Annotated in this window: 16 protein-coding genes; 6 read left to right on the top strand and 10 right to left on the bottom strand. The window is 61.8% G+C overall.

All coding sequences use genetic code 11. The annotated features are described in order from the left end of the window. Positions 1-122: 122 nt before the first annotated feature. Both lolB and ACZ0AI_RS12405 read right to left on the bottom strand, forming a co-directional pair. Positions 123-743 carry a lipoprotein insertase outer membrane protein LolB gene (lolB, locus tag ACZ0AI_RS12410; RefSeq protein ID WP_463562169.1) on the bottom strand — a complete coding sequence of 207 codons (621 nt, stop codon included), beginning with the start codon at positions 741-743 and terminating at the stop codon, positions 123-125. Continuing rightward, positions 743-2,473, bottom strand: coding sequence for a tetratricopeptide repeat protein (locus ACZ0AI_RS12405; protein ID WP_463562168.1), 1,731 nt, complete (start codon positions 2,471-2,473; stop codon positions 743-745). The genes lolB and ACZ0AI_RS12405 overlap by 1 nt, the downstream gene beginning before the upstream one ends. Before the next feature lie 295 nt (positions 2,474-2,768). On the opposite strand from ACZ0AI_RS12405, the gene hemA reads away from it, so the two are divergent. The 6 genes from hemA to ACZ0AI_RS12375 all read left to right on the top strand — a co-directional run bounded on the left by hemA (position 2,769) and on the right by ACZ0AI_RS12375 (position 8,336). After that, positions 2,769-4,049, top strand: coding sequence for a glutamyl-tRNA reductase (gene hemA, locus ACZ0AI_RS12400; RefSeq protein WP_463562167.1), 1,281 nt, complete (start codon positions 2,769-2,771; stop codon positions 4,047-4,049). A gap of 10 nt (positions 4,050-4,059) precedes the next feature. Then, entirely contained in the window at positions 4,060-5,142 is a 1,083-nt protein-coding gene (gene prfA, locus ACZ0AI_RS12395; protein WP_463562166.1) for a peptide chain release factor 1, read from the top strand. A gap of 166 nt (positions 5,143-5,308) precedes the next feature. Continuing rightward, entirely contained in the window at positions 5,309-6,142 is an 834-nt protein-coding gene (gene prmC / locus ACZ0AI_RS12390) for a peptide chain release factor N(5)-glutamine methyltransferase (RefSeq protein WP_463565931.1), read from the top strand. After that, complete coding sequence (locus ACZ0AI_RS12385) at positions 6,135-6,902, top strand: molybdopterin-synthase adenylyltransferase MoeB (protein WP_463562165.1); 768 nt, start codon at positions 6,135-6,137, stop codon at positions 6,900-6,902. Before prmC ends, ACZ0AI_RS12385 begins: the two co-directional genes overlap by 8 nt. Then, a complete protein-coding gene (murI, locus tag ACZ0AI_RS12380; protein ID WP_463562164.1) occupies positions 6,895-7,692 on the top strand; it encodes a glutamate racemase in 798 nt (265 codons plus the stop codon). Before ACZ0AI_RS12385 ends, murI begins: the two co-directional genes overlap by 8 nt. A gap of 125 nt (positions 7,693-7,817) precedes the next feature. Further along, the gene (locus ACZ0AI_RS12375; RefSeq protein WP_463562163.1) at positions 7,818-8,336 is read left to right on the top strand and encodes an acyloxyacyl hydrolase; all 519 of its coding nucleotides are present in this window, start codon (positions 7,818-7,820) and stop codon (positions 8,334-8,336) included. A gap of 95 nt (positions 8,337-8,431) precedes the next feature. Here the strand turns inward: ACZ0AI_RS12375 and ACZ0AI_RS12370 are convergent, their stop codons facing one another. Genes ACZ0AI_RS12370 through phrB form a run of 8 tightly spaced genes read right to left on the bottom strand, consistent with a single transcriptional unit; the run spans position 8,432 to position 15,225 of the window. Beyond that, the gene (locus ACZ0AI_RS12370; protein WP_463562162.1) at positions 8,432-8,749 is read right to left on the bottom strand and encodes a YkgJ family cysteine cluster protein; all 318 of its coding nucleotides are present in this window, start codon (positions 8,747-8,749) and stop codon (positions 8,432-8,434) included. A gap of 40 nt (positions 8,750-8,789) precedes the next feature. Continuing rightward, positions 8,790-9,293, bottom strand: coding sequence for a DUF2878 domain-containing protein (locus tag ACZ0AI_RS12365; RefSeq protein ID WP_463570013.1), 504 nt, complete (start codon positions 9,291-9,293; stop codon positions 8,790-8,792). Beyond that, on the bottom strand, positions 9,286-10,560 hold the full coding sequence (locus ACZ0AI_RS12360; protein WP_463562161.1) for a class I SAM-dependent methyltransferase: 1,275 nt from the start codon (positions 10,558-10,560) through the stop codon (positions 9,286-9,288). The genes ACZ0AI_RS12365 and ACZ0AI_RS12360 overlap by 8 nt, the downstream gene beginning before the upstream one ends. Further along, complete coding sequence (locus ACZ0AI_RS12355) at positions 10,547-11,344, bottom strand: DUF1365 domain-containing protein (protein WP_463562160.1); 798 nt, start codon at positions 11,342-11,344, stop codon at positions 10,547-10,549. The genes ACZ0AI_RS12360 and ACZ0AI_RS12355 overlap by 14 nt, the downstream gene beginning before the upstream one ends. Further along, on the bottom strand, positions 11,344-12,591 hold the full coding sequence (locus tag ACZ0AI_RS12350; protein ID WP_463562159.1) for an NAD(P)/FAD-dependent oxidoreductase: 1,248 nt from the start codon (positions 12,589-12,591) through the stop codon (positions 11,344-11,346). Before ACZ0AI_RS12350 ends, ACZ0AI_RS12355 begins: the two co-directional genes overlap by 1 nt. Next, entirely contained in the window at positions 12,588-13,358 is a 771-nt protein-coding gene (locus ACZ0AI_RS12345) for an SDR family NAD(P)-dependent oxidoreductase (RefSeq protein WP_463562158.1), read from the bottom strand. Before ACZ0AI_RS12345 ends, ACZ0AI_RS12350 begins: the two co-directional genes overlap by 4 nt. Then, a complete protein-coding gene (locus ACZ0AI_RS12340; RefSeq protein WP_463562157.1) occupies positions 13,355-13,780 on the bottom strand; it encodes a nuclear transport factor 2 family protein in 426 nt (141 codons plus the stop codon). Before ACZ0AI_RS12340 ends, ACZ0AI_RS12345 begins: the two co-directional genes overlap by 4 nt. After that, positions 13,777-15,225 carry a deoxyribodipyrimidine photo-lyase gene (phrB, locus tag ACZ0AI_RS12335; RefSeq protein WP_463565930.1) on the bottom strand — a complete coding sequence of 483 codons (1,449 nt, stop codon included), beginning with the start codon at positions 15,223-15,225 and terminating at the stop codon, positions 13,777-13,779. Before phrB ends, ACZ0AI_RS12340 begins: the two co-directional genes overlap by 4 nt. Between the last annotated feature and the right edge of the window lie 7 nt (positions 15,226-15,232).

Below are 15,232 nucleotides of genomic sequence, written 5' to 3'. Positions count from 1 at the left end.
AGAGATTACCGCAGGCTACGGTTGCGGCCAAATACCGCACCCAACTGTAGGAGCTGGCTTGCCGGCGATCAGTGTCAGCGCGCGATACGGGAATGCATCGCACGCTGACGCACTGGGGTGGGTTACTGGCCGAGCTGGCGCGGTTGCCAGTCCTTGATCACCAGGGTCACCTGAATGTCGTGGCCTTCGAGGCGCAGGCGCTCGGGCAGCCAGTAGCCGTTCTGCTCGGCGTAGCTCGTGTAGCTTACTTCCCAGCCATCCTGGCTTAATTGTGCCAGGCGGCTGTCGGCGTCCAGGGTCAGGCGGCTTTTGCTGTCCGGCGCAGGCAGGCCACGAATCCACCACAGCAGATGGGAGACCGGCAGGTTGAGGCCCAGTTGCTGTTGCAGCAGTTCTTCGGGCGATTCGGCCTGGTAGCGTCCCTGGTTGGCGACTTCCAGCTGTACGTCGCCAGGGCGCCCGGTGAGGCGTGCGGCGCCGCGGCCCAGGGGGCCAGATAGGCGGATGTCGGCATAGTCCTGGCGTTGCAGCCAGAACAGCGTGCCGCTGCCGGAATCGCGTGGTGCGCGGATGCCGACCTTGCCGTTGATCTGCCAGCCATCGAGGGTGCTGATCTGTTGCTTGTGCGCCTGCCAGCGCGCCGGGTCGCCGAGGCCCTGTTCCACCGCTTCACGGGTGGACAGGCCGGAGCAGCCGGCGAGCAGGGTTGCCAATGCGAGTGCGAGTAGGGGGCGAAACGACATCAAGGCCTCTCTGATCCGGTTAGGCGCTGTACGGTGCTGCGCAGGATTTCACTCTCGGGCTGTTCCTTGAGCGCTTCGCGCCAGATCTTTCTGGCCTCGCGTTGCTTGTTCTGAGCCCACAGTGCTTCGCCCAGGTGAGCGGCGACTTCGTGATCCGGGAAGCGTTCGAACGCCTGGCGCAGCAGCTTTTCCGCTTCCGCGAGATTGCCCAGGCGGAAGTTCGCCCAGCCCAGGCTGTCGAGAATCGCCGGATCTTCGGGGTTGAGGTCGTGAGCCTGCTGGATCAGCTCCAGGCCTTCCTGGTGGCGATCGGTGCGGTCGACCAAGGTGTAGCCGAGGGCGTTGAGCGCCATGGCGTTGTCCGGCTCGCGGTCGAGAATGGTGCGCAGATCCTGTTCCAGTTGCTTCAGGTCGTTGCGCGGCTCGGCAAGCATGGCGCGGGTGTAGAGCAGGTTGATATCGCCAGGGTATTGCCCCAGTGCCTGCTGGATCAGCGCCCAGGCTTTGTCCGGCTCGTTCTGTTTGGACAGCGACTCGGCTTCGATCAGGTACAGCTGCAGCGCGTAATCCGGCTCACTGTCGCGTGCTTCGGCCAGATGTTTAGAGGCTTCGGCACCGCGGCCATTGGCGATCAGCAGGTCGGTCATGCGTGCCTGCGCTGGCAGGTAATCGTTGCCGCCACCGACCATGGAGTAGGCGAGCAGGGCTTCGTCCACTTCGCCCAACGCTTCATGAGCGCGCCCCAGGTTGTACTGTGCCGGGTCGACATGGGCGTCGCGCGCGACCAACTCTTCCAGGTAAACGATGGCTTCACGCCAGGCTTCGGCTTCCAGGCAGACCAGTGCCAGGGAGAAGCGCAGGTCGTCGTCTTCAGGGAACTGCTGCAGCAGCGAAGAAAACTCGCTGCGTGCCTCATCCATGCGGCCTAATTCGACCAGTTGGCGGGCATAGGTGAGGCGCAGGCGCTTGTCGTTGGGGGTCTGCTCCATGCCTTTCTTGAGCAGCGGCAGGGCTTCTTCGCCACGACCCAGGCTCTGCAGCAGGCGTGCACGTAGCAGCAGGGGAGCCGACTGGTCATGCTTGGCATTGCTATTTTCGAGCAATTTCAGGGCTTCTTCGGGGCGGTCGTCCTGCTGCAGGAGCAGTGCCTTGCCGAACAGCAGTTGGCCGTCGTTCGGGTACTTGCCGAGCAGGCGGTCGAAGCTCTGCAGTAGGCCAGCGCGGGTGTCCGGATCTGAGTCCGCCGCCGACAGGGCGAGGAAGTCGAAATGGGTGTTGCCCTGACGCTGCAACACACGCTCCATGTACGTCATGGATTCGTCATAGCGACCAGCGCGCGCCAACTGCACGGCAGCACCGCGCTGCGCGTCGACATTGTTGGGAGCGTTCTTGGCCCAGACCAGCGAAAGGTTCAGTGCCTCTTCGTCAGCCCCCAGGTATTCGGCGATACGGAAACCGCGCTCGGCGACGCCTGCATCTTGAGTCGAATTGGCCTGCTGGACGTAATTGCTCAGCGCGATGTCGAAGCGATTGCGCTGCCCCGCCAGTTCGGCGGTGAGCAGTGCCAGCAGGGTTTCCTGGCTGAATGAGCCGTAAACCTCTGGCGCCAAGGCCTGCGCTTCGTTGCCTGGTTCTTCCACGGGCACGTTACCGTCCGGAGCGGACGGCGAAAAAGTCTGGCAACCACCCAAAAAGGCAAGGGCGGTCAGCAATGCGATGGGTCTATTCATAAGGGAGAATGCGACTAACCTGCGGTTTTGGCCATCATGACACAAGCCGTTGGGCAAGCCCATGGGCTGGCCGTGTGTCCTGGCGATGTGAGCTTGGACTGCCGAACGCAGGCAGTGTTGCATCTGATCAGGGGGCTTATTTATTGGACGGCGCGCTGCCGTGATCAGTTGGGCTGAGTAATTCTCATTGCCTGTGATCAAGGCAGACTATCGTCGGCATGCATTGGGCAATGGTTGTCCTGCACTGATCGAAGTAGGACAATTGTCGGCTTCCACCCCCCTGTCAGCGACGTGCATGGCCTTTATCGCCCTCGGTATCAACCACAAGACCGCTTCGGTGGATGTCCGCGAGCGCGTGGCATTTACCCCAGAGCAGCTAGTGGAGGCCTTGCAGCTGCTTTGTCGGCATACGCCAAGCCGTGAGGCGGCGATCCTGTCGACCTGTAACCGCAGTGAATTGTATCTGGAGCAGGAGGGGCTGAGCGTCGATGCTGTGCTCGGTTGGCTGGCCGATTATCATCATTTGAGCCTCGAAGAGCTGCGCGCTTGTGCTTACGTCCATGAAGATGATGCGGCAGTTCGTCACATGATGCGCGTCGCCTCGGGCCTCGACTCGATGGTGTTGGGCGAACCGCAGATCCTTGGCCAGATGAAGTCCGCTTTTGCCGTGGCTCGCGAAGCCGGCACCCTGGGGCCGTTGCTCGGGCGGTTGTTTCAGGCGACCTTCAGCACCGCCAAGCAGGTGCGTACCGATACCGCCATCGGCGAGAATCCGGTATCGGTGGCCTTCGCAGCCGTCAGCCTGGCCAAGCAGATCTTCGCCGACCTGCATTGCAGCCAGGCACTGCTGATCGGCGCGGGCGAGACCATCAGCCTGGTCGCCCGCCACCTTCACGATCAAGGGGTCAAGCGAATCGTCGTGGCTAACCGTACCCTGGAGCGTGCCAGCAGCCTGGCTGAGCAGTTTGGCGCGCACGCCGTGCTACTTTCCGATATCCCGCAGGAACTGGTGCACAGCGATATCGTCATCAGCTCTACTGCCAGCCAGTTGCCGATTCTCGGCAAGGGCGCGGTGGAAAGCGCTCTGAAGCAGCGCAAGCACAAGCCGATCTTCATGGTCGATATCGCCGTGCCGCGGGACATCGAAGCTCAGGTCGGTGAGCTGGACGACGTCTACCTGTATACCGTCGATGACCTGCACGAAGTCATCGAAGAAAACCTCAAGAGCCGCCAAGGCGCTGCCCAGGCCGCCGAGCAACTGGTCGCCACAGGTGCCGATGATTTCATGCTGCGCCTGCGTGAGCTGGCCGTGGTGGACGTGCTTAGGGCTTACCGGCAACAGGCCGAGCGCCTGCGTGACGATGAACTGGCCCGCGCCCAACGCATGCTCGCCAATGGCGCCGCCGCGGAAGATGTGTTGGCGCAACTGGCCCGTGGTCTGACCAATAAATTGCTCCATGCACCCAGCGTGCAACTGAAAAAATTCTCCGCCGACGGGCGCTCCGACGCACTGGGTGTGGCCCAGGAGCTCTTTGCCCTCGAAGAAGGCGCATCGTCCGGCTTGGTCAATAAATAGAAGGCATGCAATGAAAGCTTCGCTGATCAACAAACTCGACATGCTGCAGGATCGTTTCGAAGAGGTCACGGCCCTGCTCGGCGATGCCGAGGTGATCGGCAACCAGAACCAGTTTCGCGCCTATTCCAAGGAATATGCTGAAATCGAGCCGGTGAACATGGCCTTCCGCGAGTTCCGCAAGGTGCAGGCTGACCTGGAGGGCGCCCAGGCGCTGCTCAAGGATAGCGACCCGGACATGCGCGAAATGGCTGTGGAAGAAGTCGATACCGCCAAGGCTCGCCTTATCGAGCTGGAAGACAGCCTGCAGCGCATGCTGCTGCCCAAAGACCCCAACGATGGGCGCAACGTGTTTCTCGAGGTGCGTGCCGGTACCGGCGGCGACGAGGCGGCAATTTTCTCCGGCGACCTGTTTCGCATGTATTCGCGCTATGCCGAGAAGCAGGGCTGGCGCGTCGAAGTGCTGTCTGCCAGCGAAGGCGAGCACGGCGGTTTCAAGGAGGTGATTGCCCGTGTCGAGGGCGACAATGTGTTCGCCAAGCTCAAGTTCGAATCCGGCGCGCACCGTGTGCAGCGCGTCCCGGAGACCGAATCCCAGGGCCGTATCCATACCTCGGCCTGCACCGTGGCGGTGTTGCCCGAGCCGGACGAACAGATGGCCATCGAGATCAACCCGGCCGATCTGCGCGTCGACACCTATCGCTCCTCGGGCGCTGGCGGCCAGCACGTCAACACCACCGACTCGGCGATCCGCATCACCCACATTCCCACCGGTACGGTGGTCGAGTGTCAGGAAGAGCGCTCGCAGCACAAGAACCGCGCCAAGGCCATGGCCTGGCTGGGTGCCAAGCTCAAGGATCAACAGGACGCTGCCGCGCACAAGGAAATCTCCGACACGCGCAAGCTATTGGTCGGCTCCGGTGACCGCTCCGAGCGTATCCGTACCTACAATTTCCCCCAGGGCCGGGTCACCGATCACCGTATCAACCTGACCCTGTATTCGCTCAACGAAGTGATCGCCGGTGGCGTGGATGCGGTGATCGAACCGCTGCTCGCCGAATACCAGGCCGACCAGTTGGCCGCGCTGAGCGATTAAGCCCTGAGTCGGTTCAGGAAGGATGTCGTGCTGCTCATCTACCCGACAGTTCGTACTGTGATCGATAAATCTCCTGTAGGAGCCGGCTTGCCGGCGAGCATCGCGAAGACGGCATCGCTGGCAAGCACTCGGCGTCCCCCTCAGCTCCCTCGAAAGGTGGTGTGTCATCGCTTCCATTGAGTCTTTATTGAATGCCGCTGAACTGCCGGACTCGCCCAGCGCCCGTTTGGACGCCGAGCTGTTGCTGGCTCACGCGCTGGGCAAACCGCGCAGCTACCTGCGCACCTGGGCCGACCGCGAGGTCGAGGCCGAATCTACGGTACGTTTTGCGGCCAGCCTGGCGCGCCGACGTAGCGGCGAGCCGGTGGCGTACATTCTCGGGCGCCAGGGCTTCTGGAGCCTGGATCTGGACGTCGCGCCGCATACCCTGATTCCGCGCCCCGATACCGAGCTGTTGGTGGAGACCACGCTGGCGCTGTTGCCTGGCGGCCCGGCACGGGTGCTCGATCTTGGCACTGGCACGGGCGCCATCGCTCTTGCGCTGGCGAGTGAACGACCGGCTTGGCAAGTGATGGGTGTCGACCGGGTCGAAGAAACCGTGGCTCTGGCGGAAAGTAATGGTACGCGTCTGGGGCTGGACAATGCCGCGTTCAGATCGAGCCATTGGTTCGCTGGGCTGGACGGCGAGTGTTATGGGCTGATCGTCAGCAACCCTCCTTATATAGCCAGTGATGATCATCATCTGGAGGAGGGCGATGTGCGCTTCGAACCGAGCAGTGCGCTAGTTTCGGGCCTCGACGGCCTGGACGATATCCGACTGATCATCGAGCAGGCGCCGGACTACCTGGCGGCACCCGGCTGGCTGTTGCTGGAACATGGTTTCGATCAGGCCGAGGCAGTACGCGATTTACTGATGATCCGTGGCTTCGCCGAGGTTCACAGCCGACGCGATCTGGCCAATCATGAGCGCATCAGCCTGGGGCGGTGGCCGCATGAGTGAACACTTGAACGATGAGGAACTGCTGCGCTACAGCCGGCAGATTCTGTTAGCGCAGATCGATATCGATGGCCAGTTGCGCCTCAAGAGCAGCCGCGTGCTGATCGTCGGCCTCGGTGGGCTCGGCTCACCGGTGGCGTTGTATCTGGCGGCGGCCGGGGTTGGTGAGCTGCATCTGGCCGATTTCGATACCGTCGACCTGAGTAATCTGCAGCGGCAGATCGCTCACGACACCGCGAGCATTGGCCAGAGCAAGGTGGATTCGGCGCTGGCGCGGCTGGTGGCCATCAATCCCGGTGTTCATTTACATGCGCATCGGCAGGCAATGGATGCGGGCTCCTTGGCCGCTGCGGTCGCTGCGGTCGACCTGGTGCTCGATTGCTCGGATAACTTCAGTACCCGCGAGGCAGTCAACACTGCTTGTGTTGCTGCACGCCGGCCCTTGGTCAGTGGCGCCGCGATCCGTCTGGAGGGGCAGCTTTGCGTTTTTGATCCGCGTCGTGATGACAGCCCTTGTTACCACTGCCTTTACGGCCATGGCAGCGAAGCCGAACTGACCTGTAGCGAAGCCGGGGTGGCAGGGCCGCTGGTTGGACTGGTCGGTAGCCTGCAAGCGCTGGAAGCATTGAAAGTGCTGGTCGGTTTTGGTGAACCGTTGGTAGGGCGCCTGCTGCTGATCGATGCCTTTGGCTCGCGATTCCGCGAGCTACGGGTCAAGCGTGATCCCGGCTGTACCGTATGCGCAAACCGCGGCCATGAGTGAAGCTCCAATTGGCGTGTTCGATTCCGGTGTAGGCGGCCTGACGGTGCTGCGTGAGATACGTGTGCTGTTGCCGAACGAGTCGCTGCTCTATGTGTCCGACAGCGGGCACGTGCCTTATGGCGAGAAAAGCGCCGAGTACATCCGCGCGCGTTGCCGCGCCATTGCCGAATTCCTCCTGGCTCAAGGTGCCAAGGCGCTGGTGCTGGCCTGCAACACTGCCACAGTGGCCGGGGTGGCCGAGCTGCGGGCGCTATACCCTCAGTTGCCCATCGTCGCCATGGAGCCTGCGGTCAAGCCGGCTGCGGCTGCAACCCGCTCCGGCGTGGTTGGGGTGTTGGCCACTACCGGCACTTTGAAAAGCGCCCGCTTTGCCGCGCTGCTCGACCAGTTCGCCAGCGATGTGCGGGTGATTACTCAGCCTTGTCCTGGATTGGTGGAACTGATCGAGGCGGGTGATCTGGACGATCCGCGACTGCACCAGTTACTGCGCGGTTATGTCGAGCCACTGCTCGCCGAGGGCTGCGATACGCTGATTCTCGGCTGCACCCATTACCCGTTTCTCAAACCGTTGCTAAGCCAATGGTTGGGGCCGTCGATCAGTCTGATCGACACCGGCGCCGCAGTGGCCCGACAACTGCAGCGCTTGCTGGGAGAGAGAGAGTTGCTGGCTGGCGGGCCGGCAGCGCCAGACCGGTTCTGGTGCAGTGGTGAACCGTCTGCCATGCAGAGAGTCATGCCGCAGCTATGGGGCAGCGCCGAGCAGGTGAGTGATTTTATCCAAACGAGCTAATGGGCCATTGGCCATTGGCCATTAAATATTTTTAGAACAAATGGAACTTAGCTCAACTCTGTAACTATAGTTTTCCCGTGCCTCACTTAAAACAGTCCGTGATTTCTATAAGAAGGGTGTTTCCAATGAAGAAACTGGTTGGCTTGGCCGCTGCAGTTGCGTTGTCTCTTGGGTCGGTTACAGCGGTTCATGCTGCAGGATTGACCTTTTCGGTAGGTCAGTCTGGCGACTCCACCATGGTCTACCGTCTCGGTGCCCAGTTCGATTTCAACAGCCGCTGGTTCGAAAGCAGTGTCGGCCATCTGAGTGGCTACTGGGATGCGGGCTACACCTATTGGGAAGGTGATGATACCTCCACCAACCACAGCATTTCCTTTGCGCCAGTATTCGTTTACGAGTTTGCCGGGCAGAACGTCAAACCCTACCTGGAAGCGGGTATCGGCGTAGCGGCGTTCTCCAATACCAAACTCGAGTCCAACGACCTGGGGTCTTCGTTCCAGTTCGAAGATCGTATCGGTGCTGGTCTGCGTTTTGCGGGCGGTCATGAAGTCGGGATTCGTGCGATTCACTACTCCAACGCTGGCATCAAGAGCCCTAACGATGGTGTTGAGGCGTATACCGTGCACTATCGGCTGAATTTCTAAGCGTTATTCACCGCTAAACCACGTGTAAAAAACCGGGCGAGTGCCCGGTTTTTTATGCGCGCAATAAGCTCGCGGCTGAGTCGCGCAAGGCGTGTTCAGCGATAGGCATTGACGATGCCTTGGCGCTCTTCCAGGCACTCGGGGGCGCCCATCTCGTATTCGCGGCAAAGCAGTGGGCGCACCGAGTAGATCGTGCAGCGCATGGTGTCGCGATCCAGTGCTGCGCACCAACCGTCATCCAGGCGGAGCATCACCTCGCCGCCCCATTCATCGTTGTCGATAAAGCGCTGCGGCACACCGGTATCGGTGATCAGTATCACTTCCAGTTGGCAGCAGCAGGCCGCACAGGTGCTACAGCTGACCTCGGTGCTTTCGGGAATCTGTGTATGGGGGATGTAGTCGTCGATGCTCATCGCGCTAGTTTACGCCAGGTGCGGCTGTACGGGAGTGGATTCAAGCCGGTCGGTTGTCCACCGCGTAAAGCCTGGCGAAACCATGTAGCACGGGCAGCACCGCGGCCCAGATTAGCGCCAGCACAGCCAGGGTGATCGTGCTGCCGTAAGGGAAACTCACTCCGCTCAAGGCGGCGCCGGCGTAGTAAGACAGCGGCGCGAAGCAAACGCCGAGCAGGCTGGCGCGCCACCAGGGCCGCGCGGTCCAGGCCAGGCAGTGGCACAGCGTGGTACCAAGTAGCAGCCACAGTAGACCCAACCACAGAGGAACGAGCTGGCGAGGTTCGCCAAAATCGAATACGCCGAGTTGCAGCAGAAAACTGTCCAGCGCGCTACCTGCCAGGAACACGCTCATCAGCAGTTTGCCTTCGCGTTGCCAACTGCCGATGTAAAACAGGTGCACCAGCATGATTACCGCCACCAGCCACAACCAGGGGCCGCCGCCGAGTACACAAGCGAACCAGCCGATTTGAAAGAGGATGGCGTTGAGCAGGTTTTTAGGCACCGAATCGTCCAAGTAGCGGTTGTGGGCGCGCTGCCGGTTTGGCCAGCAGCAGTTGAGCGGTGCCGATGGTGCGCTCGATAAAGCCGCCCTCGCAATAGCAGAGATAGAACTCCCACAGGCGGAAGAAGAATTCGTCGTAACCCAGGTGCTCCAGTTTGTGTCGCGCCTGCTGCAGGTTTTCGTGCCATAACCGCAAGGTGCGCGCGTAGTGCAGGCCGAAGTCTTCCATGTGGTGCAGGTTCAGATCGGTCTTGTCTGTGACGATCTGCAGCATGGTGTGCAGCGATGGCAGGGCACCACCGGGGAATATGTAGCGCTGGATGAAGTCGACGCTGCGTTTCGTCTGCTGGTAGCGCTGGTCGCGAATGGTGATGGCCTGCAGCAGCATCAAGCCGTTGGGCTTTAGCAGGCTGGCGCATTTGTCGAAGTAGGTGGGCAGAAAGCGGTGGCCGACTGCCTCGATCATCTCGATCGACACCAGCTTGTCGAACTGCCCGCTGAGGTCGCGGTAATCCTCCAGCAGCAGGGTGATGCGATCCTGCAAGCCCAGTTCGGCGATACGTTGCGCGGTGTGGGCGTGCTGTTCGCGCGACAGGGTGGTAGTGGTCACACGGCAGCCGTAATGCTGCGCGGCGTAGATTGCCATGCTGCCCCAACCGGTACCGATTTCTAGCAGATGGTCATCCGCGGTCAGCGCCAGTTTCTGGCAAATGCGCTCCAGCTTGTTCAACTGAGCCTGTTCCAGGCTGTCGTCTGCACTCAGGAATTGGGCGGCGGAGTACATCATGGTCGGGTCGAGAAACTGTTCGAACAGGCTATTGCCCAGGTCGTAATGGGCGGCAATGTTGTCACGCGACCCTTGCCGGGTATTGCGATTGAGCCAGTGCAGGCCGTGCAGCAGCGGCCGGCCGAGGCGTGCCAGGCCGCCTTCCAAGGCGTCGAGCAGGTCGAGGTTGCTGGCGAATATGCGAATCACAGCGGTTAGATCCGGGCTACTCCAGTAACCGTGGATATACGCCTCGCCGGCGCCGATCGAGCCATTGCTGGCGACCATGCCCCAGATCGCACTGTCGTGCACATCGATATGCGCGCTCATGCTGGCGTGCGAATCACCGAACTGCAGGTGTTCGCCGCTCTCGGTGATGTGCAGCGAACCGTGGCGCAAACCGCGTAACTGGCGAAGCACTGCGCCGCGCAACAGGCTGGCGCCGATGCCCGCGCTGGCGCGCACCGACCGTTTGGCGCTCGTCAGATCAGGGCTTTTCATGGTGCGCGTCCTCGGCTGGGCGGGCTATCTGGAAGTTGCCGTTGGCAGCTTGGTGATTGAATAGGGGGATGCGTTTGCACAGCAGGCGCAAAGCCTGCCAATAGATAGCGGCCAGGGTCTTGCCGGTCATCCAGGGAAAATTCACCAGATGGCGGTGTATGCCTGTCCGGTGCAGCGGCTGGCGGTGCAGACTCAAGGTGGCGTCGAAGAGTTTTTCGTCAGCCTGCCAGTCCGCCATGTGAATGCCCAAACGCTCGCCTACCGGGCTGAACGCCATGCGGTATTCGAGATCGCGAGGCAGAAATGGCGAAACGTGGAATGCTTTATCGAAACGCACATGCTGATGACCATCACCCGAGACCGGCAGCACATAGTGGTAGCGCTCGCGCCAGGGCGTATTGCGCACCTCGACCAAAATCGCCACTAGCCTGCCGGCTTCATCGTGGCAGTAGAAGAAACTCGCCGGGTTGAACGCCAGGCCCCAGCTACGAGGCTGCGCCAACAGGCAGATCGACCCGTTCGGACGTTTGCCCAGAGCCTTTTCCACCAGTTGGCGTACGGCTTCGATCAGGCGTACGCCCTGGTCGATATGCCCCGGTAGGAAGTCACGTTCGCGCAGGGAAAATGGCGCCCAGCGGCCATGACCGGACAGGGGCGATAACGCCAGCACCTGGTCGAGCTCATCCAGATCCACGTACAGCAGGCCCATGCGATAACGAAACTGGTGCGCTCGCGGCGAGAAACGCCGGTGCTGCACCCAGCCGCTGTACAGCGCGCTGTTCATCAGAGGCTCTCGCCAAATGCGCTGGCCACGCGCAGCGCGCTGACCACGCCGTCTTCGTGGAAACCGTTGGCCCAGTAAGCACCGCAGAAGTAGCTGTGCTGGCTGTCCTGCAGTTCTTCCCAGCGTGCTTGCGCGGCGATGCCGGCAAGGCTGTATTGCGGGTGGGCATAGCTGTAACGGGCCAGAATCGTGCTTGGGTCGATGGCCTCGGTCTGGTTGAGGCTGACGCAGAACGTGGTGTCGCTCACGATGCCTTGCAGGATGTTCATGTCGTACGTCACCGCTGCCGGGCGCTGTTCGCTGCCGCCCAGCCGGTAGTTCCAGCTAGCCCAGGCCAGGCGACGCTTGGGCAGCAGGCGGGTATCGGTGTGCAGCACCACGTCGTTGCTGGAGTAGGGCAGATCACCGAGGATCGCCTGCTCGGCTGCGCTGGGTTGTGCCAGCAACGCCAGTGCCTGGTCGCTGTGGCAGGCGAAGATCACCTTGTCGAAACGCTCCACACCAGCGCTGCTGTGCAAGGTCACGCCCTCGCTGTCGCGCTCCACTCGCTGCACTGGGCAATTGAGGCGGATACGCTCCTTGAAGGATTCGCTGAGCGGCGCCACGTAACTGCTTGAGCCGCCGTCGACCACGCACCACTGAGGCCGGTTGCTGACCGAAAGCAGGCCGTGGTTCTTGAAGAAGCGCACGAAGAACTGCAGGGGGAAAGCCTGCATATCGCTCAGTGAGGTCGACCAGATAGCAGCGCCCATCGGCACGATGTAGTGATGGATGAAGCGTTGGCTGTAGCCGCCGCGTTTCAGGTAATCGCCCAGCGTGGTGTCTGGCGCCAGACGATTGTGTTGCAGGTCGTCGAGGGCGGCGCGGTTAAAGCGCAGGATGTCGCGCACCATGCCGATGAACGCGGGTGAAAACAGGTTACGGCGCTGGGCGAACAGGGTATTGAGGTTGTTGCCGTTGTATTCGACGCCGCTGACCGGGTCGCTCACCGAGAAGCTCATCTCGGTGGCTTTGTAGCCGACGCCCAATTGATCTAGCAGACGGATGAAGTTGGGGTACGTCCAGTCGTTGAAGACAATGAAGCCGGTATCGATCGCATAGGGCTTGCCCGCTACTTCGACATTCACGGTGTGAGTGTGGCCGCCGACCCAGTCGCTGGCCTCGAACACACTGATGTCGTGACGCCGCGCGAGCAAGTACGCGCTGGTGAGGCCGGAGATACCGCTGCCGATGATGGCAATCTTCATGAAGCGTCCTTGTCAGTGCGGGCCAGGCGTTTGCCCAGTGCCAGTTGCAGGCGTGCGGGCAGCCGGCCAAGCAGGCACATTGCGGCGATGAACGGACCGGGAAAGGCGATTTCCAGGGGGCGTGCGTCAAGTTTGTTGGCGATATGGTTGGCCGCTTTGCTCACGGACCAGCGCATGGGCATGGGAAAGTCGTTGTTCTCGGTCAGCGGTGTATCGACGAAGCCAGGGCTGACCACAGTGACGGCAATGCCTTCGTGGGCAAGATCCACGCGCAGGGACTCGAGCAGATAACGCAGCGCCGCCTTGGACGCCCCATAGGCACCCGCACGCGGCAGTGGCAGGTAGGTGACCGCGCTGGCGACGCCAACTAGATGCGCCGACTTCGCTTGGCGCAGCAGCGGCAGCGCCGCGACGATGCAGTGGCTGGCCGAGAACAGGTTGGCGCGCATCACGCGCTCGACCATGTCCGCCTCGAAATGACTGGCGTCGATGTATTCACAGGTGCCGGCGTTGAGAATCGCGCAGTCGAGGGCGCCCCACTGTTCGGTAAGGCGCTCGGCAATGGCGTTGACCTCGGCGGCTTCGCTGAGATCGCCCGGCAGTACCAGTACCTGGCCGGGGAAGCGCTCGGCCAGCACCTGCAGTGGCTCTTCCCGGCGCGCGCTCAGGGCCAGATGATGGCCATCGCGCAGCAGGCGCTCGGCCAGGGCGTTGCCGATGCCGCTGCTGGCGCCGGTCAGCCAGATGCGTTTGCTGAAGGCGCTCATGCCAGCCTGCCTTTCAGCCAGCGAATGACCGAGCCGAATACAGGCAAATGTTCGTAAAGCAGGTTGCCGACGTCGAAGAAATCGCGATGGCTGTATACGCGGCCATCGCGCCAGCGCAAGTGGGAGCAGCCGGGTACGCAGATCTCTTCACCCCCACTGAGGCGCGGATGGCGATAGCGCATCGTCCAGCGCAAATAGCCCTCACCCTCGGTAACCTGGTCATAACCCTGAAAGTCGAAGTGCAGTTCGCGAACGTTGGCGTATAGCTGCCCGAAGTAGCGCCGCAGCTCGGCCAACCCATGAATCTCATGCAGCGGGTCGCGAAACTGAATGTCGTCGCTGTACAGCTCGCCGAGACGATCCAGGTTGTGCTTGTCCAGGGCGGCGAAGCCACTGGCGAAACGCTGCAGAAATTCGCTCATGAGGGCTCACTTGCCGAGGGCAGGTTCTTGAACGCATCCAGGGCACGCTGGCGGCTGGCGCGCAGATCGACGATGGGCAGCGGGTAGTCCGGGCTGCTTCCGAACAGACCCTTCTGCCCCTTGCTACCGGCGTGCGGGTCGTGAATCGCCTTGTCGCTGAGCTTGGCCAGTTCCGGCAGCCAGTGGCGGATGAAGCGGCCATCCGGATCGAAACGCTGTGACTGGCTGACCGGATTGAAGATGCGGAAGTAGGGCACCGAGTCGGTGCCGGTCGACGCGCTCCACTGCCAGCCACCGTTGTTGGCGGCAAGGTCGCCGTCGATCAGGTGGCGCATGAAGAAGCGCTCGCCCTCGCGCCAGTCGATCAGCAGGTTCTTGGTCAGGAACATCGCCACCACCATGCGCAGACGGTTGTGCATCCAGCCGGTTTCCAGCAACTGGCGCATCGCCGCGTCGATGATCGGGATGCCGGTGCGGCCTTCCTGCCAGGCCTGCAGTTCCTTGCCGGCGTTGCGCCACGGCAGGGCCTCGGTGTCTGGGCGGAAGGCGCGGTGCATGGATACTCGTGGATAGCCGACCAGAATATGGGTGTAAAACTCTCGCCAGATCAGCTCGTTGACCCAGGTGACGGCGCCCTGATTGCCGCTTTCGAACTCACCCTGATTGATGTTCAGCGCCGTGTGCAGGCACTGACGAGGCGATACCACACCCGCCGCCAGGTAAGCGGACAGCTGGCTGGTGCCGGGGCGTGCGGGAAAGTCGCGGTTGTCGTGATAGTCCTCGATCCATTCATCGGCGAAGCGCTGCAGTCGTTCGCGAGCGACCTGTTCGCCGGCCGGCCAGGTATCGCGCAGCGCCTGGCTGGGCGTTTCGAAGCCAGCGACGCTACCCGGCACCTGGTCGGCGTCGATCTTCAGCTTGGCTTGGGCCTTGGGCAGTGCTACCAGGGGCGGCAGCGCGCTGTGCAGACGCTGATAGCAGACGCCACGGAACTGGCTGTAGACCTTGAAGTAGGTGCCCGTGCGAGTCAGCACGCTGCCGGGCTTGAACAGCAGGCGATCGAGGTGGCTGTTGAAGTTGACGCCACGTTCGTCCAGTGCGGCGGCGACATCACGGTCGCGGCGGGTTTCGTTGACGCCGTATTCCTCGTTGACGTGCACTGCAGTGGCTTCCAGTTCCTGGGCCAGCTTGCCAAGTACCCTGGGCGCTGCGCTCCATTCATCCGCCTCGCGAATCAGCAGCGGCACGTTGAGGCGCTGCAGCTCCACACTCAATTCGGCCAGGTTGCGCAGCCAGAAATCCACCTTGCTCGGTGCATCGTCGTGCTGGCGCCACTGAGCCGGGCTGAGCAGGAATACGGCGACGGTAGGCCCGGCCTGCATGGCCGCAGCCAGCGCGCTGTTGTCGGTGACGCGCAGGTCGGTTCGAAACCACATCAGTTGCAACATGAGT

Source organism: Pseudomonas sp. AC355, assembly GCF_979258205.1.
This window is presented reverse-complemented; position numbering and strand designations above follow the sequence as displayed.

Coding starts and splice junctions, on each gene's coding strand:
- lolB (WP_463562169.1), bottom strand. CDS start 743: ATGTCGTTTCGCCCCCTACTCGCACTCGCATTGGCAACCCTGCTCGCC.
- ACZ0AI_RS12405 (WP_463562168.1), bottom strand. CDS start 2,473: ATGAATAGACCCATCGCATTGCTGACCGCCCTTGCCTTTTTGGGTGGT.
- hemA (WP_463562167.1), top strand. CDS start 2,769: ATGGCCTTTATCGCCCTCGGTATCAACCACAAGACCGCTTCGGTGGAT.
- prfA (WP_463562166.1), top strand. CDS start 4,060: ATGAAAGCTTCGCTGATCAACAAACTCGACATGCTGCAGGATCGTTTC.
- ACZ0AI_RS12385 (WP_463562165.1), top strand. CDS start 6,135: ATGAGTGAACACTTGAACGATGAGGAACTGCTGCGCTACAGCCGGCAG.
- murI (WP_463562164.1), top strand. CDS start 6,895: ATGAGTGAAGCTCCAATTGGCGTGTTCGATTCCGGTGTAGGCGGCCTG.
- ACZ0AI_RS12375 (WP_463562163.1), top strand. CDS start 7,818: ATGAAGAAACTGGTTGGCTTGGCCGCTGCAGTTGCGTTGTCTCTTGGG.
- ACZ0AI_RS12370 (WP_463562162.1), bottom strand. CDS start 8,749: ATGAGCATCGACGACTACATCCCCCATACACAGATTCCCGAAAGCACC.
- ACZ0AI_RS12360 (WP_463562161.1), bottom strand. CDS start 10,560: ATGAAAAGCCCTGATCTGACGAGCGCCAAACGGTCGGTGCGCGCCAGC.
- ACZ0AI_RS12355 (WP_463562160.1), bottom strand. CDS start 11,344: ATGAACAGCGCGCTGTACAGCGGCTGGGTGCAGCACCGGCGTTTCTCG.
- ACZ0AI_RS12350 (WP_463562159.1), bottom strand. CDS start 12,591: ATGAAGATTGCCATCATCGGCAGCGGTATCTCCGGCCTCACCAGCGCG.
- ACZ0AI_RS12345 (WP_463562158.1), bottom strand. CDS start 13,358: ATGAGCGCCTTCAGCAAACGCATCTGGCTGACCGGCGCCAGCAGCGGC.
- ACZ0AI_RS12340 (WP_463562157.1), bottom strand. CDS start 13,780: ATGAGCGAATTTCTGCAGCGTTTCGCCAGTGGCTTCGCCGCCCTGGAC.